The following is a 23,230-nucleotide window of genomic DNA, read 5'->3' as shown; positions in this document are numbered from 1 at the left end:
GAATGGTCAGGGGAGCGATGCAGTGAGCGGTCGACGAAGAATGCGACTGGCGAATAAATCAAACGTTCGTTACATTTCGGGGAGGGCGCCAGAACGCGTGTGGCTTTCCGTATCGGGTTACAACGCCTGGGTCAGTGCTCGGCAGCGCTTGGCCTGATCGCTCAGCCCGATCGCTCGGCCTGATCGCGCACTGCGGCCGCCCACCATGACCACCCAGCATCAGGGTGCATCACAATAACAGTATCCGGAGCCGCCAAATGTCACGAACCCTGTTTTCCGCCTCGCCTGATGTTCCATCTGCCGCGTTGCGTCGACGCCCGCGTCGGCTGCTGGCCACGACGGCACTGACGCTTGTCACCCTGTCCGCCTGCCTCGCCAGCGGCGTGGCGCTGGCCTGGCAGGGTGAGCTCGACCAGCTCAAGAACCGCTGGGAAAGCGTCACCACCTCGAGCGCCTTGTCGGCCCAGGAGGCCCCGTTGACGGCGCTGGCCGCCGAGGCCCACGAGCTGAGCTCGGCCAATCCCAACGTCAGCGAGCTGCTGGTGTGGGAGGGCATCATCGAGGCGTCCCTGGCCAAGGCCAAGGGCGGGCTCGGCGCGCTGGACAACGCCAAGGCCGCGCGGCGGGCGCTGGAGCGGGCCATCGCACTGGACGCCAATGGCCTCGATGGCTCGGCCTACGTGACCCTGGGGGCGCTGTATGACCGTGCTCCGGGCTGGCCGGTGGCCTTCGGTGATGACGACAAGGCCGAGGAAATGTTCAAGCGCGCGCTGACGATTCGCCCCGGCGGTATCGACGTCAACTACTACTATGCCGCCTACCTGGCCGACGAAGGACGCGATGCCGAGGCCCGCCAGCACGCCGAGAAGGCCATCGCCGGTGCGGTTCGCGCCGGACGCGAAGCCTCGGACCAGGCGCTCAAGGCCGAGGCGCGGGCCCTGCTCAACGAGCTATGATCAGGCGCTCAACGAGCTCTGACCCGCGCCGATTTCCCTGTCGTTTCCCGCCTTGACAGGAGGCCCCACCTGGACTCGCCTTGTGGGGCCCCTGACCGATCCGGATAATGGGCCGATCTGTCTGCGGAGGTCCCCATGCCGGAAACGAGCAACATCGATTCCCCCTTTACCGCCCAGGACGTCGAACTGGTGTCACGCGATTGCCTGCACCAGGGCTTCTTTCGTCTGGACAAGCTGACCTTCCGCCATCGCAAGTTCGAAGGTGGCTGGAGCGAGGCGGTGGTGCGCGAGGTGCATAGCCGGCACGACGCCGTGGGCGTCATGCTCTATGACCCCGAGCGCGACAGCGTGGTACTGGTGGAGCAGATCCGTGCCGGTGCAATGGAAGACGCCCACACCCCGTGGAAGCTCGAGTGCGTGGCCGGACTGGTCGACAAGGACGAGTCTGCCGAGGAAGTGGCCCGTCGCGAGGCCCTCGAGGAGGCCGGTCGCGAGGTCGGGGACCTCATCTTGCTGCATAGCTACTATCCTAGTCCGGGTGCCTGCGACGAACGTGTGACGCTTTTCTGCGGTCTCGTCGATACCAGCGGACTGGGTGGGGTGCATGGCCTGGACGAAGAGCACGAGGATATCCGCGTCCATGTGTTGCCATTTCATCGTGCCTGGGAACTTCTCAATCAAGGGAGACTCGATAACGCCATGTGCCTGATCGGCTTTTACTGGCTGGCCGCCGAACGGGCGTCGTTGAGAGCAAGGAGGTAGCGTGACCCAACGCAGCGCCTACGTCACCGATCTGCGCACCCTGCAGAGCGAGTGCACGGCCAACTACATCCGCCTGACGCGCCTGCTGGGCGAGCTGGAAGAGGGTGAAAGTCGCGAGGTCGAACTGCTCAACGGCGAGCGTCGACTCGGTGCCCTGCGCCTGCATGTCGAAGAGCTGGCGCCCTATACCAGCATCATTCGCGTCAGCCAGGAGGGGATCCTCGACGGCGTCATCGACAGCCCGCGCATGCGCGTGCACCTGTATCACGATGTGCGCATGGCCGAGGTCACCGACTTTCAGCGTCGGCGCCACTTCGACGGCCGCTACCGCTATCCCAACGCGCATATGCACCAGCCCGACGAGAAGCTGCAGATCAATCGCTTCCTCGGCGAGTGGCTCGATCACGGGCTGGCCCACGGCCACTCGCTGGATCTGCCGCAGTTGCCCTGAGCCGGTTCGCCGTTGCCGCCCGTCGAGAGATCTCCATGCGCCTGATCCAGATTAGCGATTGCCACCTGTACGCCGACCCGATGGCGCGCTCGCGCCGAGGCCTGCCCGCTCATCAGCTGGAGGCGGTGGTCAAGGCGGTGGACGCCGACCGCCCGGACCTGGTGCTGGTCACCGGTGACATCAGCCAGGATGAGTCCGAGGCCGCCTACCGGCTCGCCACCGAGCGATTGAGCGAGCTCGACTGCCCCTGGTTCTGGATTCCCGGCAACCACGACGACGTGGCGTTGATGGGCGCCGAGCGGGACATCCTGCCCGAGGTCGAGGCCGGCCACTGGCGGCTTCTGCAGCTCGACACCCAGCTTGTCGGCGAGGCCACCGGGCAGCTCGGAGAAGAGGCTCTGGCCGCGCTCGGCGCGCGTCTGGCCGAGGACGATCGCCCGACCCTGATCGCCATGCACCATCCGCCGCTGGCGGTGGGCAGCGCCTGGATCGACGCCCTGGGCCTGGTAGATGCCGACGGCTTCTGGGAGGTGCTGGACGGCTATCCCCAGGTGAAGATGGTGCTGTGCGGTCATGTGCATCAGGCCTTCCATGGCGGGATGTCCCTGGCCCATGGAAGGGTCGACGTCTACGCCTGTCCCTCCACCTCTGACCAGTTCCTGCCCGGCAGCGAGGACTTCGCCGTGGACGAGGCGTCGCGCCCCGGCTACCGGGTGGTGGAGTTGAAACGAGAGGGAGAGTGGCAGACCTGGGTAGAGCGCGTCGATATCTAGGAGTCTTACGCTTGGTTCTAAAAAGATAGTTATTAATTCTTTTACGTTATTACTCGCCCCGCAGTATCCTCGCTGACATCTCCACTTTTCCCGTCATGCGAGGTGTCCGGCCATGACCAGCCTTTCCGCACCAGCCCGTGAGCGCGCCGCCCAGGCGTCGCTCACGCCGAAGCGACTGACCCACCTCAAGCAGCTCGAGGCGGAGTCCATCCATATCATCCGTGAAGTGGCCGCCGAGTTCTCGAACCCGGTGATGCTCTACTCCATCGGCAAGGACTCCTCGGTGATGCTTCACCTGGCGCGCAAGGCCTTCCATCCTGGCCCGCCGCCGTTCCCGCTGATGCACGTGGACACCACCTGGAAGTTCCGCGAGATGATCGCCTTCCGCGACCGCATGGCCAAGGAAGCGGGCATGGAGCTGATCGTCCACACCAACGAGGAAGGGCGTGCCGCCGGCATCAACCCCTTCGACCACGGCTCCAGCGGCTATACCGACGTGATGAAGACTCAGGCCCTCAAGCAGGCGCTGGACCAGTACGGCTTCGACGCCGCCTTCGGTGGCGCCCGCCGCGACGAGGAGGCCAGCCGTGCCAAGGAGCGGGTGTTCTCCTTCCGCGACCGCCACCACCGCTGGGACCCCAAGAACCAGCGTCCGGAACTGTGGAATCTGTACAACGCCCGCATCAACAAGGGCGAGTCGATCCGTGCCTTCCCGCTGTCCAACTGGACCGAGCTGGATATCTGGCAGTACATCTACCTCGAGAACATCGACATCGTGCCGCTGTACTTCTCCGCCCCGCGCCCGGTGGTGGAACGTGACGGCATGCAGATCATGGTCGATGACGAGCGCCTGCCCCTGGCCGAGGGCGAAGAGCCCGAGCAGAAGTGGGTGCGCTTCCGCACCCTGGGCTGCTATCCGCTGACCGGTGCAGTGGAGTCGAAGGCCCAGACCCTGCCGGAGATCATCCAGGAGATGCTGCTGACCCGTACCAGCGAGCGCTCCGGCCGTGCCATCGATCATGACCAGGCCGGTTCCATGGAGAAGAAGAAGCGCGAAGGCTACTTCTGACGCCGGTACCGACCGCACGCAGCCACGCGCCTTGCTCCGGCCGACAGTGATCGGGAGCGAGGACGCAGATGACAGATCAAGGGCCCGGCGTCCAGCACGACGTCGGGTCACCATCAGGGGTACAGCATGTCTCACCAGTCCAGTCTGATTGCTGACAACATCGAGCAGTATCTGCACGAGCACGAAAACAAGGACCTGTTGCGGTTCATCACCTGCGGCAGCGTCGATGACGGCAAGTCGACCCTGATCGGTCGCCTGCTGCACGATTCCAAGATGATCTTCGACGACCAGCTGGCGGCCATCACCCAGGCCTCCAAGACCAAGGGCACCACCGGCGAAGAGGTGGATCTGGCGCTGCTGGTCGACGGTCTGCAGTCGGAGCGCGAGCAGGGCATCACCATCGATGTGGCCTATCGCTTCTTCTCCACCGACAAGCGCAAGTTCATCATCGCCGACACCCCGGGGCACGAGCAGTACACCCGCAACATGGCCACCGGTGCCTCTACCGCCGGCCTCGCGGTGATCCTGATCGACGCCCGTTACGGCGTGCAGACCCAGACCCGTCGCCACAGCTTCATCGCCGACCTGCTGGGCATCCAGCATCTGGTCATCGCGGTCAACAAGATGGACCTGGTCGACTACTCCCAGGCGCGTTTCGACGAGATCGTCGCCGACTACCGCGCCTTCGCCGAGCAGCTCGACGCCAGCGACATCCACTTTGTGCCGCTGTCGGCGCTCAAGGGTGACAACGTGGTCGATCGCGGCGAGCGCCTCGACTGGTACCAGGGCCCGGCGCTGCTGGAGCTTCTGGAGACCGTGGAGGTCAGCCGGGATCAGAACCTGAGCGATCTGCGCTTCCCGGTGCAGTACGTCAATCGCCCCAATCTCGACTTCCGCGGCTACGCCGGCACCCTGGAGGCGGGCATCCTGCGCCCCGGCCAGGCGGTAAAGGCGCTGCCGTCCAACAAGCTCAGCCGGGTCGAGCGTATCGTCACCTTCGAAGGCGATCTTGACGACGCCTACCCGGGCCAGGCCATCACCGTGACCCTGGAAGACGAGATCGATATCTCGCGTGGCGACTGGCTGGTGGCGGCGGACGCCGACATCACCCTGTCCAATGCCTTCGACGCCGACATCGTGTGGATGCACGACGACGCCCTCGAGCCTGGGCGTCAGTACGATATCCGCATGGCCGGGCGTGCCGTGGCAGGCCACGTCGACGCCATCCACTATCAGGTCGACGTCAACAGCCTGGAGCGTCATGGTGCCGAGCGACTCGAGCTCAACGCCATCGCCCGCTGCCGGGTCGCGCTGACCGCAGAGGTGCCCATCGATGACTACGCGCGGGTGCCTGGCACCGGCAGCTTTATCGTCATCGACCGGCTGACCAACGTCACCGTGGGCGCCGGCATGATTCGCGGTGCGGCCAGTGTCGAAGGCGGCGCTGCCGAGCAGGTCGACTGGGCCGGCTTCGAGCTGGAACTCAACGCCCTGGTGCGCAAGTACTTTCCCCACTGGGAAGCCAAGGATGTGCGCGAGCTGCTCAAGCGCTGACGTCCGGAACCGGCTTCACCATCGTTGGTTCGCTGCAACAGCGGCCCCTGCGCTACGGCGCAGGGGCCGCTGTCAGATGAGCACTGAAAGAGCACAGTAATAGCGTCGTCTCAGTGGCTTGGTTGAACCAGAATGCTAGTGCTTTTCGATGGGTTTAACTCCAACTGCGCAGACAGATGGTGGCGGGCTGGTGCCTGGGCTAGACCAAAGGCAGGATGCGTCGCGTGTGACGTCATGACGACGTCTTCCATTCCCCCACGGAAGCAGGGAGGGCACGAACATGGTGGCCTGCCATCTCTATGACAATATCGAAATCGCCTGCCTGTACCATTTTCCGGTCAAGCTGTCGCTGCGAGACGGTGACGAGAAGCACGGCGAGGCACTGGATACCGCCTTCAACGAGGATCGCGAGGAGTGTCTGTCGCTGAAGACAGAGCGCGGCGAGCGCATGGTAGTGCTCGACGACATTACCCGTATGGAAGTGCTGGTCGACAATCCCCATTTCATGGTGCTGGACTTCGTGTGACGCGGGTCCGGCCCTGACACTGCCCCTGACACAGCCCCTGACACCGCCCCTGACACAGCCCCTGACGACGCCCCGCTGACTGGATCAGCGGGGCGTCGCGTCTTGTGGGGGCAGGGAGGCAGGAGGTACGGGATCAGGCTGGGCGCGTCGCGATCATTACGGCCCGACGCGGGGCCGGGTGTCCCTCGCGGGTCAGGTGGGGGCGCTCAGGGTCGAGGAAGTCACCCAGCGACTGAAAGGTCATCCAGTCGGTGGAGCGCTGCTCCTCCAGGCTGGTGGGGGCTTCATCCACCACCCGAACGTCGCGAAAGCCGACCTTCTCGAGCCAGCCCACCAGGGCGCGCGACGATGGCAGGAAGTAGACATTGGGCATCGCCGCGTAGCGATCGCCCGGCACCAGCACCCGGGTCTCGTCGCCTTCCACCACCAGCGTCTCGAGCACCAGTTCGCCGCCCCGACGCAGGGCGTCGCGTAGCTGGATCAGGTGGTCGAGGGGGGAAGGGCGGTGGTAGAGCACGCCCATGGAGAACACGCTGTCGAAGAAGCCCAGGCCCTGGGGCACATCGTCGATGCCCACCGGCAGGAAGTGGGTGCGCCCGCCGTCGGCATCGCCGACGAAGTGCTTGACCGCCTGAAACTGCCAGTAGAAGCGCGGTGAGGGATCGATCACCAGCACGAAGTCGGCACCGGCGCCGGCCATGCGCCAGGCGTGATAGCCGTTGCCGCCACCCACGTCGAGCACCCGTCGACCGCGCAGCGGCGACAGGTGCGGCGCCAGCCGCTGCCACTTCCAGTCCGAGCGCCACTCGGTATCGATCGCGATGCCTGCCAGCCGGTACGGGCCCTTGCGCCACGGCATCAGCGCGCGCAGCAGGTTCTCGCTCTGGCGACGACGGCTGTCATCAAGCTCCAGCTCGACCGTGACCTCGTCGCGATCGAGCTGGACCTGGCGCTTGTCGGGCAGCGCCGGCAGCTTGGCCACCGCCTTCTCCCAGGCCGGCAGGTCGCCGTGACGCTGGCGGTCGAGGCCGCGGGCGAACTGCTCGGGCAGGCGGGCAAGCCAGTCGCCCATGCCGGCGTGGCGGAAGGATTGCTCGAGAAAGGCGCGGTACACATCGCGCTGATGCTCGGGAATCATTTGAAGGCCACCATGGAGGCGAAGTTCAGATACTGAAACCAGGTCAGCGAGCGCGCAAAGCCTACCCGCGCAAGGCGCTGGTGGTGCTGCTCCAGGGTGTCGGGTACCAGCACGTTCTCCAGTGCGTTGCGCTTCTGGCTGATCTCCAGGTCGCTGTAGCCATTGGCACGCTTGAAGTCGTGATAGCGCTCCACCAGCCAGGCATTGTCCTGTTCGTCACCGGCCTTGATCTTCTCCGACAGGATCAACACACCGCCGGGCTCCAGCGCCTGGTAGAGCTTCTCGAGTACGCCGTCCCGGTCTTCCGGGGCCAGAAACTGCAGCGTGAAATTCAACACGATCATGCCGCTGGGACGGTAGTCGAGGTGGCGGATGTCGCCTTCGATCACCTCGATGGCGTGGTTGGGGCACTCGTGCTCGAGGGTCTGGCGGGCGCGCTCGACCATCGCCGGGGACAGGTCGACCCCGGTCAGGCTGAAGGCGTCCTTGGGCAGTTGGCCGGCCAGCGCCAGGCCCACGGCGCCAAGCGAGCAGCCAAGGTCATAGACGTGGGCGCCGTGGCGCAGGTGGCGCTCGGCGATCACCCCCAGCATGCCGAGGATCTGGCCGTAGCCGGGGACCGATCGGCGAATCATGTCGGGGAAGCAGGCGACGACCCGCTCGTCGAACGAAAAGCGCGCCACCTTGTCCAGGGGTGTGGAAAAGATGGCGTCACGGTAAGATGCGTCACTCATGGATTGCCAGTGTTGTCGGGCTCGGGGGGAGTGATTGTACGCGCCCCGCGGTCAGGCTGCACGATGAGGCTTGCCGTCGCCGTTCGGCCCAGCTTTGCCCACCAGACAGGGCCCAAGGAGAGGAATCATGCCATCGATCGATCAAACGCCGGCCTGGCAGGCGTTGAAGCAGAAGGCACAGGAAGTCGGCAAGCGGCACCTGTGCGACATGTTTCGCGAGGATGCCGGGCGATTTGCCACCTTCAGCCACGAGGCTGCGGGGCTGAAACTCGACCTGTCCAAGCAGCGCTGGGACCAGCAGACCCTCGAGGATCTGCTGGCGCTGGCCGACGAGGCCGGCGTGCCCGACGCCATCCGTCGCCTGCTGGCCGGTGAGCGGGTCAACGTCAGTGAGGACCGTCCTGCGCTGCATACCGCGCTGCGTCTGCCGCAGGATGCGTCTCTGGTGGTCGAAGGCGAGGATCTGGTGCCGGCGGTGCACGCCACCCTGGACAAGATGGCGACCATGGTCGAGCGCTTCCATTCCGGCCAGTGGCGCGGGGCCACCGGCAAGCCGATCCGTGACGTGGTCAACCTGGGGGTCGGGGGCTCCGACCTGGGGCCGCTGATGGTGACCCACGCCCTGGCCGACTATCGCCCGGCGGATACTCATCCGGTCGAGGTCCACTTCGCCTCGACCATGGACGGCTCCCAGCTGGTCGACTACCTGATGCGCTTCGACCCCGAGACCACGTTGTTCGTGCTGTCGTCGAAGTCCTTCACCACCATCGATACCCTGTCAAACGCCAACACCGCGCGGGACTGGCTGCTGTCCCGGCTGGTCGAGGCGCGCCAGGAGGGCGTGGATCGCGAGTTGGTGCTGCGCCAGCACTTCATCGGTGTCTCGGCAAGCCCGGACAAGATGGCCGAGTGGGGCATCGCCTGCGACCACCAGCTCGAGTTCTGGGAGTGGGTCGGCGGGCGCTACTCGCTGTGGGGTGGCATCGGCCTGCCCATCGCCCTGGTCATCGGCATGGACGGCTTCCGTGACTTCCTGGCCGGCGCCCACGCCATGGACGTGCACTTCCAGAAGGCGCCGCTCGAGGACAATCTGCCGGTGCTGCTGGCGCTGGCCGGTATCTGGAACAACAACTTCCTGGATATCCGTGCCCACTCGATTCTGCCCTACGACGGACGCCTGGAATACTTCGCTGCCTACCTCGAACAGCTCGAGATGGAGTCCAACGGCAAGTCGGTGACCAACGACGGCGATATCGTCGACTACTCCACCTGTCCGGTGCTGTGGGGCCAGCTCGGGCCCAACGCCCAGCACGCCTTCTACCAGTTGCTGCACCAGGGCACCCAGGCGGTGGAGTGCGACTTTATCGCGCCGCTGGCCCGCTACGATGACGTCGAGGATCCGGCCACCCGCGAGCACCTGATGGGCCAGCACCGGCTGACGCTGGCCAACTGCTTCGCCCAGTCCCGCGTATTGATGCTCGGCGACGACGCCATCGCCGATGACGGTCCCAGGCCCGAGCACAAGCGCTATCGTGGCAACCAGCCCTCGACCACCCTGCTGCTGGAGCGGTTGACCCCGCAGACTCTGGGCGCGTTGATCGCTCTCTACGAGCACAAGGTGTTCGTCCAGGCCACCATCTGGGGCATCAATCCCTTCGACCAGTGGGGCGTTGAACTGGGCAAGAAGATCGCCAACGAGACCCGTGACATCATCGAGGGGCGCCAGGACCTGGAGGCGATGGATGACTCCACCCGCGGGCTGATCGAGGCCACCTGGCAAGCCGCGCGGGACTGATGGCCGTTGGCATGAGTGATGGCGATAGCGATAGCGACAGCGCCCCAGCGGGCGCAGGGGAGGGTTGAAAACTGGCCATTTATACAGGTTTTCCGTTATGCTGAGCCCATCAACAGCGTCGAGTGCTGCCGCAGCGAGCGGCGTGCTCTACCTGCATGGATTCAATAGTGCCGGCGCCTCGCCCAAGGCGCGGCTGATCAAGGCCGCCTGTGCGGAGCTGGGGCTTCCCTGCGAGACCCCGGACCTGTCCTCGCAGGCGGCCGACGCCCTGCGGCTCGCCGAATCGCTGTTGCCCCGGCTGGGGCCCAGCCCGATGCTGATGGGCAGCTCCATGGGCGGCTTTCTGGCCACGGTGCTGGCAGAGCGCCATGAGCTGCCGGCGGTACTGGTCAATCCGGCGGTGCGACCGGCCAGGCTGGTCGACACCATGCTCGGCGAGAGCTTCGTCAACGCCTACACCGGTGAGCGCTTCGTGGTCGAGCAGGGCCACCGCGACCAGATCGCCGAGATGACGCCGGAGGTGGTGACCCCCGGGCGCTATCTGCTGCTGCTGGTGACCGAGGACGAGACGCTGGACAGCGCCGACGCCTTCGCCGCCTACCGCGGGGCCAAGGCGATCCTGCATCCCGGCGGCGAGCACGGCTTCAATGCCCTGGCCGACTACCTGCCGGCGGTGTTCGCCCACGGCGGTCACGCCCTGGCGCCCGGGCGAGTGGCGCCGGTACCGGCCGAGTGAGCCGTTCAGTCGACGGCGCAAAGACGATCCCAGTTATCCTGATGATGGACCACGCATGACCCAATACAGTGCCAGTTCGATCGAGGTGCTTTCCGGGCTGGAGCCCGTTCGCAAGCGCCCCGGCATGTACACCGACACCTCCCGCCCGAATCACCTGGTCCAGGAGGTCATCGACAACAGCGTCGACGAGGCGCTCGCCGAACACGCCAACGAGATCCGCGTGGTACTGCGGGACGACGGCGGCATCGAGGTGACGGACAACGGTCGCGGCATGCCCATCGACGTTCACCCGGAGCACGGGGTGTCGGGGATCGAGCTGATCATGACTCGGCTGCACGCCGGCGGTAAGTTCTCCTCGTCGAGCTACCGCTTCTCTGGCGGCCTGCACGGGGTCGGGGTGTCGGTGGTCAACGCCCTGTCGCGACGCCTCGAGGTCGAGGTCCTGCGCGACGGCGAGCGCCACGCCATGGCCTTCGAGCACGGCGACAAGGTCGAGGACCTGCATGTCATCGGCACCGCGGCCAAGCGTGCCAAGGGCACCCTGGTGCGCTTCTGGCCGGATACCAGCTACTTCGATAGCCCCAACCTGGCGGTAGGGCGGCTCAAGCACCTGCTGCGGGCCAAGGCGGTACTCTGCCCCGGGCTCAAGGTGGAACTGGTGGAAGCCGACGGCACCGCCACCACCTGGCAGTTCGCGGACGGTCTGCGCGACTATCTGGCCCAGACCACCGACGGCTACGAGGTGCTGCCGAGCTCGCCCTTCGTCGGTCACTTCGCCGACGATGAGCAGGGGGTGGACTGGGCGATTCAGTGGTTGCCCGAAGGCGGCGACTCGCTGATGGAAAGCTACGTCAACCTGATCCCCACCGCCCAGGGCGGCACCCACGTCAACGGCCTGCGCTCGGGGCTGCTCGAGGCACTCAAGGAATTCTGCGAGTACCGCAGCCTGCTGCCGCGCGGGGTCAAGCTGACCGCCGAGGACCTGTGGGAGCGGGTCGCCTACGTGCTGTCGGTAAAGATGCTCGATCCGCAGTTCGCCGGCCAGACCAAGGAGCGGCTGTCGTCACGCACCGTGGCGGGCTTCGTCTCCGGCGTCGTCAAGGACGCCTTCTCGCTGTGGCTCAACCACCACGTCGACCAGGCCGAGGCGCTGGCCGAGCTGGTGATCAGCGCCGCCCAGCGGCGCCAGAAGAGCTCGAAGAAGGTGGCGCGCAAGAAGGTCACCTCCGGCCCGGCGCTGCCCGGCAAGCTGGCCGACTGCAGTGGCCAGGACCCGGCCTTGAGCGAGCTGTTTCTGGTCGAGGGTGACAGCGCCGGGGGCAGCGCCAAGCAGGCGCGCAACCGCGAGACCCAGGCGATCCTGCCGCTGCGCGGCAAGATCCTCAACACCTGGGAGGTCGATTCCCACGATATCTACGGCTCCCAGGAGGTCCACGACATCGCCGTGGCCATCGGCGCCGATCCGGCCAGTGCCGACCTGTCCAAGCTGCGCTATCACAAGATCTGCATCCTCGCCGATGCCGACTCCGACGGGCTGCACATCGCCACCCTTCTGTGCGCGCTGTTCGTGCGCCACTTTCCGTCGCTGGTCGACGCCGGCCACGTCTTCGTCGCCATGCCGCCGCTTTACCGCATCGACCTTGGCAAGGAGGTCTACTACGCCTTGGACGAGAGCGAGAAGGCGGCCATCCTGCGCAAGCTGGAAGGCAAGCGCGGCACCCCCAACGTGCAGCGCTTCAAGGGCCTTGGCGAGATGAGCCCGCTGCAGCTGCGCGAGACCACCATGGCGGTGGAGACCCGGCGACTGGTGCAGCTGACCCGGGAGGAGGGCGACGGCACCATGGAGATGATGGACATGCTGCTGGCCAAGAAGCGCGCCTCGGACCGCAAGAGCTGGCTCGAGGACTACGGCAACCTGGCGGATATCGAAGTGTGACGGGCCGCCATCGCGGTGACTTGCACGCAGTGACGCTCCCGGATTTCACGTCGTCGGTTCAGGCGACCAGGATTGAGAACGAGGGATCATGACTCTGGACATTGAGGTGGCGGAGGGCGACGTCGAGCGACTGTCCCTGCGCGAATACACCGAGAAGGCCTACCTCGACTATTCGATGTACGTCATTCTCGACCGGGCCCTGCCCCATATCGGCGACGGCATGAAGCCGGTGCAGCGGCGCATCATCTACGCCATGCGCGAGTTGGCGTTGAACGCCAACGCCAAGTACAAGAAGTCGGCGCGTACCGTCGGCGACGTGCTCGGCAAGTTCCACCCCCATGGTGACAGCGCCTGCTACGAGGCCATGGTGTTGATGGCCCAGTCGTTCAGCTATCGCTATCCGCTGGTGGACGGCCAGGGCAACTGGGGTAGCCCGGACGATCCCAAGTCCTTCGCCGCCATGCGCTACACCGAAGCGCGGCTGTCGAAGTTCGCCGAGGTACTGCTCAGCGAACTCGGCCAGGGCACCGTGGACTGGGCGCCCAACTTCGATGGCACCATGAACGAGCCGGTGGTGCTGCCGGCACGTCTGCCCCACGTGCTGCTCAATGGTGGCACCGGCATCGCCGTGGGCATGGCCACCGATATTCCGCCGCACAATGTGCGCGAGGTGGTCGAGGCCACCTGCGAGGTGCTGCGTAATCCCGGCGTCACCACCGCCGACCTGATGGCGCACCTGCCTGGCCCGGACTTCCCCACCCGGGCGGAGATCATTACCCCGCGCGCGGACCTTCGAAAGCTCTACGAGAGCGGTCGCGGCAGCGTCAAGATGCGCGCCCGCTACGAGCAGGAAGAGGGCCAGGTGGTGATCACCGCGCTGCCCTACCAGGTCAGCGGGGCCAAGGTGCTGGAGCAGATCGCGGCGCAGATGCAGGCCAAGAAGCTGCCGATGGTGGCCGACCTGCGCGACGAGTCGACCCACGAGGAGCCGACCCGCCTGGTGATCGAACCGCGCTCCAACCGGGTCGATATCGAGTCGCTGATGGCGCACCTGTTCGCTACCACCGACCTCGAGAAGAACGTACGGGTCAATCTCAACGTGATCGGCCTCGACGGCCGCCCACGGGTGATGCCGCTGCCGGAGCTGCTCGGCGAGTGGCTCGACTTCCGCCGCACCACGGTGCGCCGTCGCCTCGAACACCGGCTGGGCAAGGTCAACGACCGCCTGCACCTGCTCGAAGGCCTGTTGATCGCCTACCTCAATATCGATGAGGTGATCCGCATCATCCGCGAGGAGGATGAGCCCAAGAGCGCGCTGATGGCAGCCTTCGGTCTGACCGACCGTCAGGCCGAGGCGATCCTGGAGCTGCGCCTGCGCCACCTGGCCAAGCTCGAGGAGATGAAGATCCGCACCGAGCAGGACGAGCTCGAGGCGGAGCGCAAGCGTCTTGAAGAGCTGCTCGGCAACGAGGCAGCGATGACCGACCTGATCGAGCAGGAGCTGCGCAAGGCCGCCGAGGAGCACGGCGACGAGCGCCGCTCGCCGATCGTCGAGCGCGAGGAAGCCAGGGCGCTGTCCGAGGTCGAACTGGTGGGTGCCGATCCGGTGACGGTGGTGCTGTCCGAAAAAGGCTGGATTCGTGCCGCCAAGGGCCACGACATCGACCCCTCCGGGCTGTCCTACAAGGCCGGCGACGCCTTCCACCTGGCCGCGCGAGGCAAGACCAACCAGCCGCTGGTGCTGCTCGATGACACCGGCCGGGCCTACACCCTGCCGGCCCACCAGCTACCCAGTGCCCGCGGCCAGGGCGAGCCGGTCACCGGCAAGGTCAACGTGGTGGCCGGCGCGCACATGGCCGGCGTCATGCTGGCACCGGGGGACGCCCGCTTCCTGCTGGCCTCCGACGGCGGCTACGGCTTCGTCGCCCGGCTCGAGGACCTGACCGGCAAGAACCGTTCCGGCAAGGCGGTGCTGAGCCTGCCCAAGGGCTGCAATGTGCTGCCTCCGGTGGAGCTGCCGGCGGCCGACGAATTGACCGTGGCCACGGTCTCCAACGAAGGCCGACTGCTGCTGTTCCCGCTGGACCAGTTGCCGGAGATGTCCAAGGGCAAGGGCAACAAGATGCTGGATATTCCCGGTGCCCGGGCGGCCCGGCGCGAAGAGTTTGTGCGCGGCCTGGTGGTGCTGGCGCCAGGGGATACCCTGGTGGTGCACGCCGGCAAGCGCAAGCTGTCGCTCAAGAACGGTGAGCTCGACTACTATCGGGGAGATCGCGGACGGCGAGGCAGCAAGCTGCCACGCGGGCTGCAGAAGGTCGACCGGCTCGAGCGCCTCGAGGCGTAACCCTTACGACGGTACGGCGCCCGCCGGTTGCTGCGGGTGCCCAAGGAAGACACACCATGACACGACGAATCCTGATGCGCGCTACCGGCCAGGCCCGCCCCGGCCAGCTTGCCGGCCTGGGGCGGATCCTGGCCCGCAGCGGCGCGCGCCTTCTGGACATCAACCAGAGCGTGACCTTCGGTATCGTCTCGCTGGAGGCGCTGGTAGCGCTTGACCACGAGGCCGACCTGGAAGGCGCCCTGTCGGGCGCCGGCGATGAGCTGGGTCTGGATGTCCAGGCGATCCAGATCAGCGCCGAGGAGTACCATCGCTGGAGCGAGACCGCGAGTCAGCCGCGCCTGATCATGACCCTGCTGGCGCCGCGACTGCCCGCCGGTATCCTGGCCGAGGTGGGCGCGCTGACCGCCGAGCACGGGCTGACGGTGGAGTTGATCCATCGCCTGTCCGGGCGCGAGCCGCTGGACGGCGAGGCGCCGGCCCAGGGTAGCTGCGTCGAGTGCTGGCTTCGCGGCGAGGACGTCGACCTTGAGTCGCTGCGCGAGAAGGCGCTGGCGCTGGGTGCGACCCACGGGGTCGATATCGCCCTGCAGGAAGACTCCATCTGGCGCACCCACCGTCGCCTGGTGTGCTTCGACATGGACTCGACCTTGATCAAGGCCGAGGTCATCGACGAGCTGGCGCGCCGCCACGGGGTCTACGACGAGGTGGCCGAGGTGACGGAGCGGGCCATGCGCGGTGAGCTCGACTTCCAGCAGAGCTTCCGCGAGCGCATGGCCAAGCTGAAGGGCCTGGACGAGTCGGTGCTGGCCGAGATCGCCGAAGAGCTGCCGCTGATGGACGGGGTGGAACAGTTGATGGCCCAGCTCAAGCGCTTGGGCTACCGCACCGCCATCCTGTCCGGCGGCTTCACCTACTTCGCCCGACATCTGCAACAGCGGCTGGGCTTCGACGAGATCCATGCCAACGAGCTGGTGATCGAGGACGGCAAGGTCACCGGCGAGGTGCGCGAGCCGATCGTCGATGCCGATCGCAAGGCCGCGCTGTTGCACCAGATCGCTCAACGCGAGGGGATCGCCATGGAACAGACCATCGCCGTGGGCGATGGCGCCAACGATCTCAAGATGCTGGCCGCCGCCGGACTCGGTATCGCCTTTCGGGCCAAGCCGCTGGTGCGTGCCCAGGCCCGTCAGAGCATCTCGACCCTGGGGCTTGACGCCGTGCTCTATCTGATCGGCTATCGCCAGGCGGATCTGTCCTGCCAGGCGCCGGGCCACGACTAGCCCGGACGTCATCGCCGCTCGGACGCGATGTTCACTTCTACTGCAAGGGAGCCCAGGGCTCCCTTTTTTGTGTCTCCCATTCCCACTCGGTCCAGCGAGCCTGGACGCTGTCGCGAACCTGGTAGCGACATGGCGCTGCAGGCACCCGCGAAGTAAAGTTCCCTCGTTCGGGACGAGCCACTGACCGCAAATCCGAGGGAAAGGTCGTTGCAAGCGGCCGAGATCAAACAGTGGTGGTGGAGCGATATAACCTGATCGGGGTCGTTATTATGTACGTCGAAAGGCGTAGTTGACACGAGTCAGCAGAGAGGTGTGTACGGCGGTTTCGGTAGCCTCACGGGGCCAAAAAGAGAGTAGCCTGAATTGGCAAACTTTTGGTCCCCACGAGGAAACCCTTCCCATGGAAAACGACACAGGAAAGCTGAGACTCGGCGCCTTGCTTGCGCTGGTCGTCGGCTCGATGATCGGGGGCGGTATCTTTTCGCTTCCGCAGAACATGGCGGCGAGCGCCGCACCAGGGGCGGTGCTGATCGGCTGGGGAATTACCGCGGTCGGCATGCTGGCACTGGTGTTCGTCTTCCAGACGTTGGCCAATCGCAAGCCGGAACTCGACGCCGGCATCTATGCCTACGCCAAGGCCGGTTTCGGCGACTATCTTGGCTTCTCTTCCGCCTGGGGTTACTGGATCAGCGCCTGGCTCGGCAATGTCAGCTACTTCGTTCTGTTGTTCAGCACCCTGGGCTTCTTCTTCCCCATCTTCGGCGAGGGTAATACGCCGGCAGCCATCGGCTGTGCATCGATCCTGTTGTGGGCGGTTCACTTCCTGGTGGCCAGGGGCATCCAGCAGGCGGCGTTCATCAATCTGGTGACCACCATCGCCAAGATCGTCCCGCTGATCATGTTCATCGTGCTGGCCGCCATCGGCTTTCACCTGGACGTCTTCACCATGGACTTCTGGGGCACCGGCAACGCCGATCTGGGCAGCGTGATGGACCAGGTTCGCAACATGATGCTGGTCACCGTCTGGGTATTTATCGGTATCGAGGGTGCCAGCATCTATTCCGCCAAGGCTCGCGATCGTCGCGATGTCGGGCGCGCCACCGTGATCGGCTTTGTCGGTGTGCTTCTGCTTCTGGTGATGGTCAATGTGCTGTCCATGGGCATCATGAGCCAGCCGGAACTCGCCGAGCTCAAGAACCCGTCCATGGCGCTGGTGCTGAGCCAGGTGGTCGGCCCCTGGGGCGGTCATCTGATCAGCCTGGGCCTGGTGATCTCGCTGCTCGGCGCCTTGCTGTCCTGGACACTGCTGTGCGCCGAGATTCTTCACGCGGCCTCCAGCGACGGCACCATGCCTGAACTGTTGAGCAAGGAAAACGCCAACAAGGTGCCGGTCAACGCCCTGTGGCTTTCCAACGGCCTGATCCAGCTCTTTCTGCTGCTGACACTGGTCAACGAGTCCACCTACCTGAGCCTTCTTTACCTCGCAAGCTCGATGATCCTGGTGCCTTATCTGTGGTCGGCGGCCTACGCCCTGTTGCTCGCGGTAAAGGGAGAAACCTACGAGAAGGAGCCCGAGGTACGCCGCAAGGATCTGTTTATCGGCGGCCTGGCTACTCTCTACGCGATCTGGCTGCTGTTTGCTGGCGGTATCGACTATCTGTTGCTGTCGGCGCTGCTTTACGCCCCTGGTGCCGTGTTCTTCTACAAGGCCAAGAGCGAGCGTGATGAAAAGGTCTTTACCCCCATCGAGAAGATTATCTTCGCGGTCACTATCGCCTCGGCGCTGGCGGCCACGCTGGGACTCTATCAGGGGTGGTTGAGTCTGTAGCTAGACCTCGATGTTCAACATGTTACAGCGGTCAGGTTCATTGATGATGCGGTAGTGACAGTCCCGCAAAAGGGAAGGAGAAACAGAATGAAAAGTGGATCTTCACGATTGGGTGTCTATTCCGAGGTAGGCAAGCTTCGCAAGGTCATGGTGTGCTCGCCAGGGCTTGCTCATCAGCGGCTGACCCCCAGCAACTGTGATGACCTTCTGTTCGATGATGTGCTGTGGACTAACCAGGCCAAGCGTGATCATTTCGACTTCGTGACCAAGATGCGCGAGCGTGACATCGAAGTGCTCGAGATGCACAACCTGCTCACCGAGACCCTCGAGAATCGCGACGCCATGCGCTGGATTCTCGAGCGCAAGGTGACCTCCAACCTGGTCGGCTTTGGCCTTGCCGATGAGGTCCGCGCCTGGCTCAGTGAACTGGAGCCACGGCGTCTGGCCGAGTTCCTGATCGGCGGGGTGTCCTGGGCCGACATCACCGAGAGCCACGGAGGCGAGACCCTCAAGACCTTCCGCGACTATCTGGGCCAGTCCAGCTTCGTTCTTCCGCCGCTTCCCAACACCCTGTTTACCCGCGACACCACCTGCTGGATCTATGGCGGGGTGACGCTCAATCCGATGTTCTGGCCGGCCCGCCGCCAGGAAACGCTGCTGACCTCGGCGATCTATCGCTTCAACCCGCGCTTCGCCGGTGCCGACTTCAAGGTGTGGTACGGCAATCCCGTCCAGGACCACGGTTCGGCCACCCTGGAGGGCGGCGACGTGATGCCGGTGGGCAACGGCGTGGTGTTGATCGGCATGGGCGAGCGCACCTCGCACCAGGCCATCGGTCAGGTGGCGAGCGCCCTGTTCCGGGCCGGCGAGGCCGAACGGGTAATCGTGGCGGGACTGCCCCGGTCGCGCGCCGCCATGCACCTGGACACCGTCTTCAGCTTCTGCGATCGCGACCTGGTGACGGTCTTCCCTGACGTGGTCAAGGACATCGTCCCCTTCAGTCTGCGCCCCGACGAGAGCAAGCCCAGTGGCATCGACGTGCGCCGCGAGAAGGGGAGCTTCATCGAGGTGGTAGCCGAGGCGCTGGGACTGCCGAAACTGCGAGTGGTGGAGACCGGTGGAGACAGCTTCGAGGCCGAGCGCGAACAGTGGGACGACGGCAACAATGTGGTAGCCCTGGAGCCAGGCGTGGTGGTTGGCTATGACCGCAACACCTACACCAACACCCTGCTGCGCAAGGCCGGGGTCGAGGTGATCACCATCAGCGCCAGTGAACTGGGCCGTGGACGGGGCGGCGGTCACTGCATGACCTGTCCGATTCAGCGAGATCCCGTCGACTTCTGACGACGTCGTTACGCGTTACTTCGCTTTTTCTTACCGTGAATCGGCGGCTGCCCAGGTGGCCGTCAAGGAGACCCTCATGTCCTTCAATATCCACAACCGTCACCTGCTGTCGCTGATGCATCACTCCGAGCGCGAGCTGCGCTACCTGCTGGACCTGTCGCGGGACCTCAAGCGGGCCAAGTACAGCGGCTGCGAGGCCCAGCGACTCAAGGGCAAGAACATCGCCCTGATCTTCGAGAAGACCTCCACCCGCACCCGCTGCGCCTTCGAGGTGGCCGCCTATGACCAGGGCGCCAACGTCACCTACATCGATCCCACCTCGTCCCAGATCGGGCACAAGGAGTCCATGCGCGATACCGCCCGGGTACTGGGGCGCATGTACGACGCCATCGAGTACCGCGGCTTCAGCCAGGAGGTGGTCGAGGAGCTGGCGGCGTTCTCCGGGGTGCCGGTCTACAACGGTCTGACCGACGAGTACCACCCGACCCAGATGATCGCCGACGTCCTGACCATGCGCGAGCACGCCGAGAAGCCGTTGCACCAGATCTCCTTCGCCTACCTGGGCGATGCCCGCAACAATATGGGCAACTCGCTTCTGCTGATCGGCGCCAAGCTGGGCATGGACGTGCGGATCGCCGCGCCACGTTCGCTGTGGCCGGACGAGGAGCATCTGGCCAACTGCCGGCGCTTCGCCGAGGACAGCGGCGCGCGCATCTGCCTGACCGAGGACCCCCGCGAGGCGGTCAGGGGCGTCGACTTCATCCACACCGACGTCTGGGTGTCCATGGGCGAGCCGGTGGAGGCCTGGGCCGAGCGCATCGACCAGTTGCTGCCCTACCAGGTCAACAAGGCGCTGATGGAGGCCGCCGGCAACCCCAGGGTCAAGTTCATGCACTGCCTGCCGGCCTTCCACAACTGTGACACCAAGGTGGGGCGCCAGGTCGCCGAGCAGTACCCGATGCTGAAGGACGGCATCGAGGTCACCGAGGAGGTGTTCGAGTCACCGGCCTGCATCGCCTTCGAACAGGCAGAGAACCGCATGCATACGATCAAGGCGGTGATGGTCTCGACCCTCGGCGATGTGTAAGCCACGCACCAACGGATCGGCAAGATAGCCAGGCGGCCCGTGGGCCGCCTGCAACCCCGAACGGGAAGGACACTGTTATGCGTATCACGATTGCCCTTGGTGGCAACGCCCTGTTGCGGCGTGGCGAGGTCATGAACGGCGAGGCTCAGCGCGCCAACATTCGTATCGCCTGCGAGCAGATCGCGCGCATCGCATCAGGCAACGAGCTGGTGATTGCCCATGGCAACGGGCCCCAGGTGGGCCTGCTTGCCCTGCAAGGAGCAGCCTACGACGAGGACAACGCCTTTCCTCTGGATGTGCTGGGTGCCGAGACCGAAGGCATGATCGGTTACATGATCGAGCAGGAACTCGGCAACCTGTTGCCGCCGGAGGTGCCCTTTGCGTCGCTGTTGACCCAGGTCGAGGTGGACGCCGATGACCCGGCCTTCCAGCAGCCGAGCAAGCCCATCGGCCCCATCTATCAGCGCGACGAGGCCTGCCGGCTGGCGGAGCTCAAGGGCTGGACCATGGCGCGAGACGGCGATCACTACCGCCGGGTGGTGCCGAGCCCTAGACCCAAGCGGATCTTCGAGATTCGCCCGCTGCGCTGGCTTCTGGAGAAGGGCACCGTGGTGATCTGTGCTGGCGGTGGTGGCATCCCCACGGTCTACGGAGAGGATGGCAAGCTCGAGGGCATCGAGGCGGTCATCGACAAGGACCTGTGCTCATCGCTGTTGTCACAGCAACTCGCCAGCGATCTTCTGATCATCGCCACCGACGTGGACGGGGTCTATCTGGACTGGGGGACCCCACATAGCCGGCGGGTGGTGATGGCCGATCCCGATAGCCTGGAAGCCCAGGGTTTTGCCGCAGGATCCATGGGGCCCAAGGTGCAGGCGGCCTGTGAGTTTGCTCGTTCAAGCGGCAAGACGGCAGTTATCGGGGCGCTGGCCGATATCGAGGCTATCGTCGCAGGCCACGCCGGCACTCGGGTGAGTATCAGGGCCACCGGCATAAGCTTTGCTCAGGAGACGACGACTCCTTGAAGGAGGAGCGGGACATGCCTGGTTGCCTGCCCTCGTCTGGAGGCGGCTGGCTACCGCCGATGGGGGAGCGCTCTCCAGGTTGACGATCGTTAGGATGGAGCCCTCGGAATGGCGTTAGGGGCGCCAACGCCACGGAAGGCGTTCTGGCCGGGTGGTTATCCACCCGGCCGTTTTTATGCGTTCCGACTAGATCCGCCGGTGGTCATTGCCGCTTATTTTGCCAGCTCGTCGGCCATGCAGTTGGCGTAGAAGGTGACCGCCGCCGGCCAGTCAGAGAACACCGCCTTGACCCCGATATCGCGGGCCATCACGTCAAGCGCCACCATCTTGTCGCCATCGTTGTCGACGACATCGTCGATGGTCTGGTGGTACCAGGCACCGTCACGGGTCAGCGGCGCCGAGCGCTCGAAGGACCAGGCGATCAGCTCCAGTCCTGCCTCCTTCGCCTTCTCGGCGTAGACCGACGGCACGATGGGACGGTCTTCGCTGTCCCCCTCGGCCAGCAGCATCCACATCGGTGGGGCCAGAATCTTCACTCCCATATCGGCCAGCTCCTGCATCGACGGCTCCCAGCTTGCGGGGTCGGTCACGTCGAAACCTTCCACGTCATAGCGATCGTCCAGGTATACCGCCTGGTCGGCGAACTCGGTGTTGTCGACCCAGTAACGCACGTCATCGAGCAGAAACGACTGGGGAAAGACGTCTTCCGGGGGCACGCCGGCCTCGACGTACTCGTCGATCAGCTTCTGGGCATAGTCCTGCTGGCTCATGCCGTCGAAGGGCATCTCGACGCTCGGTGTCTTCAGCTCCGGGGTCATCTTGACGCCTAGGTCCTGAAACAGCGCGATGCTTTCGGCGTGACTCATCAGGGTGCCGCGATCGGCATAGAGCTCGGTGCGCCAGCGCGGGTTGCCGGCCAGGTAGGCCTCCAGGGTGTCGGCGCTGGTGTCGACGCCGTCCATGCGGCCTTCCAGGGTCTTGAACTCGGCCAGGGTGATGTCGCTGGTGCAGCACTGGACGTCGGCGGCGTTGGTCAACTTGCCATCGGCATCGAAGGTCGGTGGCACGCTGCACTGCTCGGCAAGCTCGGTCTCGAGGATATTGGTGGTGCCGTGCAGGTCGCACTGGGAGTGGCGGCAGACCAGTTCCTTGTCTTCGGTAAAGGCCACGTCGCACTCGAGCACGCCAGCGCCCATGCGCGCGGCGGCCAGGTAGGATTCCCGGGTGTGCTCGGGGAACATCAGGGGGGCGCCGCGGTGGCCGATGGAAAAGTCGTTCCGGGTGGGCTGCTCAAGGTTGGCCGCGCACTGCTCAAGGGTCGCCTTGAGCTCGGCGGACTGGGCATTGTCCTCGTCCATGTCGTCGATCAGGAAGTAGGGGCGGGGGCCCAGACTGACCGGCAGGGAGGAAGAAGCGCTGGCGTTGGAGGCGTTGTCCTCGGCCATGGCGGGCGCGGCAGTGGCCCCGCAGAGCGCGATGGCAGTGATCGCGCATGACAGTAACGCGGCGAGGGGAGCGGGGCGGCGGTGGTGATGGGCATCCATGGAGCGTCTCCTTTGTGTCAGCCATGCTGAACCATCAGCACGAGTCTGGTGGTGTTGTCAGAGATTACGGTGGTTCCGGGGCGCCGGAATCGCTCTATTACCCTAGTCCGGCTCGAGGACATTCACATGACAGCGAGCGCTCGTGGCGCTCGCGCTGGCGCGCCGCAGTTGACAACGTCGCTGAAGACTGATTTTCTAGAGCGCATGAACATGACATCTCGCCACCTCGACCTACGACTACTACTACGCGTTTGAATGCGCGTGGCGACGCCCTTTGTGCTTGCGTCGCCGGCAGGATCGCCACCAGTCAGGTTGAGTCGAGGTTGCAAGATGTCCGTCAGTACCCAG

19 protein-coding genes are annotated in these 23,230 nt (G+C 65.1%); 16 read left to right on the top strand and 3 right to left on the bottom strand.

What is annotated here, in order from left to right; translation table 11 throughout:
• Positions 1 to 257: 257 nt before the first annotated feature.
• The 7 genes from KUW00_RS01965 (at position 258) to KUW00_RS01935 (ending at position 6,091) form a co-directional block, all read left to right on the top strand.
• Entirely contained in the window at positions 258 to 956 is a 699-nt protein-coding gene (locus tag KUW00_RS01965; protein ID WP_261391944.1) for a hypothetical protein, read from the top strand.
• A gap of 135 nt (positions 957 to 1,091) precedes the next feature.
• On the top strand, positions 1,092 to 1,718 hold the full coding sequence (locus tag KUW00_RS01960) for an NUDIX domain-containing protein (protein ID WP_222568127.1): 627 nt from the start codon (positions 1,092 to 1,094) through the stop codon (positions 1,716 to 1,718).
• A gap of 1 nt (position 1,719) precedes the next feature.
• Positions 1,720 to 2,169, top strand: coding sequence for a DUF1249 domain-containing protein (locus KUW00_RS01955; RefSeq protein WP_045994525.1), 450 nt, complete (start codon positions 1,720 to 1,722; stop codon positions 2,167 to 2,169).
• A 35-nt stretch (positions 2,170 to 2,204) separates the two neighbouring features.
• Positions 2,205 to 2,942: a metallophosphoesterase gene (locus KUW00_RS01950; RefSeq protein WP_222568126.1), complete on the top strand. Its 738-nt coding sequence runs from the start codon at positions 2,205 to 2,207 to the stop codon at positions 2,940 to 2,942.
• 112 nt (positions 2,943 to 3,054) lie between these two features.
• Positions 3,055 to 4,011 (top strand): sulfate adenylyltransferase subunit CysD, encoded by a 957-nt coding sequence (gene cysD, locus KUW00_RS01945; protein WP_045994523.1) that lies wholly within the window; start codon positions 3,055 to 3,057, stop codon positions 4,009 to 4,011.
• Positions 4,012 to 4,137: 126 nt separating this feature from the next.
• On the top strand, positions 4,138 to 5,565 hold the full coding sequence (cysN, locus tag KUW00_RS01940) for a sulfate adenylyltransferase subunit CysN (RefSeq protein ID WP_045994522.1): 1,428 nt from the start codon (positions 4,138 to 4,140) through the stop codon (positions 5,563 to 5,565).
• Between the two features lie 280 nt (positions 5,566 to 5,845).
• The gene (locus KUW00_RS01935; protein WP_108131637.1) at positions 5,846 to 6,091 is read left to right on the top strand and encodes a Rho-binding antiterminator; all 246 of its coding nucleotides are present in this window, start codon (positions 5,846 to 5,848) and stop codon (positions 6,089 to 6,091) included.
• A gap of 133 nt (positions 6,092 to 6,224) precedes the next feature.
• On the opposite strand, the gene cmoB is transcribed toward KUW00_RS01935, so the two are convergent.
• Positions 6,225 to 7,229: a tRNA 5-methoxyuridine(34)/uridine 5-oxyacetic acid(34) synthase CmoB gene (cmoB, locus tag KUW00_RS01930; RefSeq protein WP_222568125.1), complete on the bottom strand. Its 1,005-nt coding sequence runs from the start codon at positions 7,227 to 7,229 to the stop codon at positions 6,225 to 6,227.
• Entirely contained in the window at positions 7,226 to 7,963 is a 738-nt protein-coding gene (cmoA, locus tag KUW00_RS01925) for a carboxy-S-adenosyl-L-methionine synthase CmoA (protein WP_222568124.1), read from the bottom strand. The genes cmoB and cmoA overlap by 4 nt, the downstream gene beginning before the upstream one ends.
• Positions 7,964 to 8,090: 127 nt before the next feature.
• Here cmoA and pgi point away from each other — a divergent pair, with 127 nt between their 5' ends.
• The 9 genes from pgi to arcC all read left to right on the top strand — a co-directional run bounded on the left by pgi (position 8,091) and on the right by arcC (position 21,338).
• Positions 8,091 to 9,758 carry a glucose-6-phosphate isomerase gene (pgi, locus tag KUW00_RS01920; protein ID WP_222568123.1) on the top strand — a complete coding sequence of 556 codons (1,668 nt, stop codon included), beginning with the start codon at positions 8,091 to 8,093 and terminating at the stop codon, positions 9,756 to 9,758.
• Between the two features lie 97 nt (positions 9,759 to 9,855).
• Complete coding sequence (locus KUW00_RS01915; protein ID WP_108131440.1) at positions 9,856 to 10,494, top strand: YqiA/YcfP family alpha/beta fold hydrolase; 639 nt, start codon at positions 9,856 to 9,858, stop codon at positions 10,492 to 10,494.
• A 55-nt stretch (positions 10,495 to 10,549) separates the two neighbouring features.
• Positions 10,550 to 12,430 (top strand): DNA topoisomerase IV subunit B, encoded by a 1,881-nt coding sequence (parE, locus tag KUW00_RS01910; protein WP_045994516.1) that lies wholly within the window; start codon positions 10,550 to 10,552, stop codon positions 12,428 to 12,430.
• An 88-nt stretch (positions 12,431 to 12,518) separates the two neighbouring features.
• Positions 12,519 to 14,774: a DNA topoisomerase IV subunit A gene (gene parC / locus KUW00_RS01905; protein ID WP_222515551.1), complete on the top strand. Its 2,256-nt coding sequence runs from the start codon at positions 12,519 to 12,521 to the stop codon at positions 14,772 to 14,774.
• 56 nt (positions 14,775 to 14,830) lie between these two features.
• The gene (gene serB, locus KUW00_RS01900; RefSeq protein WP_222568122.1) at positions 14,831 to 16,054 is read left to right on the top strand and encodes a phosphoserine phosphatase SerB; all 1,224 of its coding nucleotides are present in this window, start codon (positions 14,831 to 14,833) and stop codon (positions 16,052 to 16,054) included.
• 400 nt (positions 16,055 to 16,454) lie between these two features.
• A complete protein-coding gene (arcD, locus tag KUW00_RS01895; RefSeq protein ID WP_222568121.1) occupies positions 16,455 to 17,882 on the top strand; it encodes an arginine-ornithine antiporter in 1,428 nt (475 codons plus the stop codon).
• A gap of 87 nt (positions 17,883 to 17,969) precedes the next feature.
• Positions 17,970 to 19,226 carry an arginine deiminase gene (arcA, locus tag KUW00_RS01890; protein ID WP_222568120.1) on the top strand — a complete coding sequence of 419 codons (1,257 nt, stop codon included), beginning with the start codon at positions 17,970 to 17,972 and terminating at the stop codon, positions 19,224 to 19,226.
• Between the two features lie 76 nt (positions 19,227 to 19,302).
• Entirely contained in the window at positions 19,303 to 20,313 is a 1,011-nt protein-coding gene (locus KUW00_RS01885; protein WP_045994511.1) for an ornithine carbamoyltransferase, read from the top strand.
• A gap of 77 nt (positions 20,314 to 20,390) precedes the next feature.
• Entirely contained in the window at positions 20,391 to 21,338 is a 948-nt protein-coding gene (gene arcC / locus KUW00_RS01880; RefSeq protein WP_222568119.1) for a carbamate kinase, read from the top strand.
• Between the two features lie 212 nt (positions 21,339 to 21,550).
• On the opposite strand, the gene KUW00_RS01875 is transcribed toward arcC, so the two are convergent.
• Complete coding sequence (locus KUW00_RS01875) at positions 21,551 to 22,882, bottom strand: glycerophosphodiester phosphodiesterase family protein (protein ID WP_261391942.1); 1,332 nt, start codon at positions 22,880 to 22,882, stop codon at positions 21,551 to 21,553.
• Positions 22,883 to 23,230: the final 348 nt, after the last annotated feature.

Origin of the sequence: Halomonas sp. DP5N14-9 (assembly GCF_019802175.1) — a bacterium.
In the GTDB taxonomy this organism is placed as follows: Bacteria; Pseudomonadota; Gammaproteobacteria; order Pseudomonadales; family Halomonadaceae; genus Halomonas; species Halomonas litopenaei.
This window is presented reverse-complemented; position numbering and strand designations above follow the sequence as displayed.

Coding starts and splice junctions, on each gene's coding strand:
- KUW00_RS01965 (WP_261391944.1), top strand. CDS start 258: ATGTCACGAACCCTGTTTTCCGCCTCGCCTGATGTTCCATCTGCCGCG.
- KUW00_RS01960 (WP_222568127.1), top strand. CDS start 1,092: ATGCCGGAAACGAGCAACATCGATTCCCCCTTTACCGCCCAGGACGTC.
- KUW00_RS01950 (WP_222568126.1), top strand. CDS start 2,205: ATGCGCCTGATCCAGATTAGCGATTGCCACCTGTACGCCGACCCGATG.
- cysD (WP_045994523.1), top strand. CDS start 3,055: ATGACCAGCCTTTCCGCACCAGCCCGTGAGCGCGCCGCCCAGGCGTCG.
- cysN (WP_045994522.1), top strand. CDS start 4,138: ATGTCTCACCAGTCCAGTCTGATTGCTGACAACATCGAGCAGTATCTG.
- KUW00_RS01935 (WP_108131637.1), top strand. CDS start 5,846: ATGGTGGCCTGCCATCTCTATGACAATATCGAAATCGCCTGCCTGTAC.
- cmoB (WP_222568125.1), bottom strand. CDS start 7,229: ATGATTCCCGAGCATCAGCGCGATGTGTACCGCGCCTTTCTCGAGCAA.
- cmoA (WP_222568124.1), bottom strand. CDS start 7,963: ATGAGTGACGCATCTTACCGTGACGCCATCTTTTCCACACCCCTGGAC.
- pgi (WP_222568123.1), top strand. CDS start 8,091: ATGCCATCGATCGATCAAACGCCGGCCTGGCAGGCGTTGAAGCAGAAG.
- KUW00_RS01915 (WP_108131440.1), top strand. CDS start 9,856: ATGCTGAGCCCATCAACAGCGTCGAGTGCTGCCGCAGCGAGCGGCGTG.
- parE (WP_045994516.1), top strand. CDS start 10,550: ATGACCCAATACAGTGCCAGTTCGATCGAGGTGCTTTCCGGGCTGGAG.
- parC (WP_222515551.1), top strand. CDS start 12,519: ATGACTCTGGACATTGAGGTGGCGGAGGGCGACGTCGAGCGACTGTCC.
- serB (WP_222568122.1), top strand. CDS start 14,831: ATGACACGACGAATCCTGATGCGCGCTACCGGCCAGGCCCGCCCCGGC.
- arcD (WP_222568121.1), top strand. CDS start 16,455: ATGGAAAACGACACAGGAAAGCTGAGACTCGGCGCCTTGCTTGCGCTG.
- arcA (WP_222568120.1), top strand. CDS start 17,970: ATGAAAAGTGGATCTTCACGATTGGGTGTCTATTCCGAGGTAGGCAAG.
- KUW00_RS01885 (WP_045994511.1), top strand. CDS start 19,303: ATGTCCTTCAATATCCACAACCGTCACCTGCTGTCGCTGATGCATCAC.
- arcC (WP_222568119.1), top strand. CDS start 20,391: ATGCGTATCACGATTGCCCTTGGTGGCAACGCCCTGTTGCGGCGTGGC.
- KUW00_RS01875 (WP_261391942.1), bottom strand. CDS start 22,882: ATGGATGCCCATCACCACCGCCGCCCCGCTCCCCTCGCCGCGTTACTG.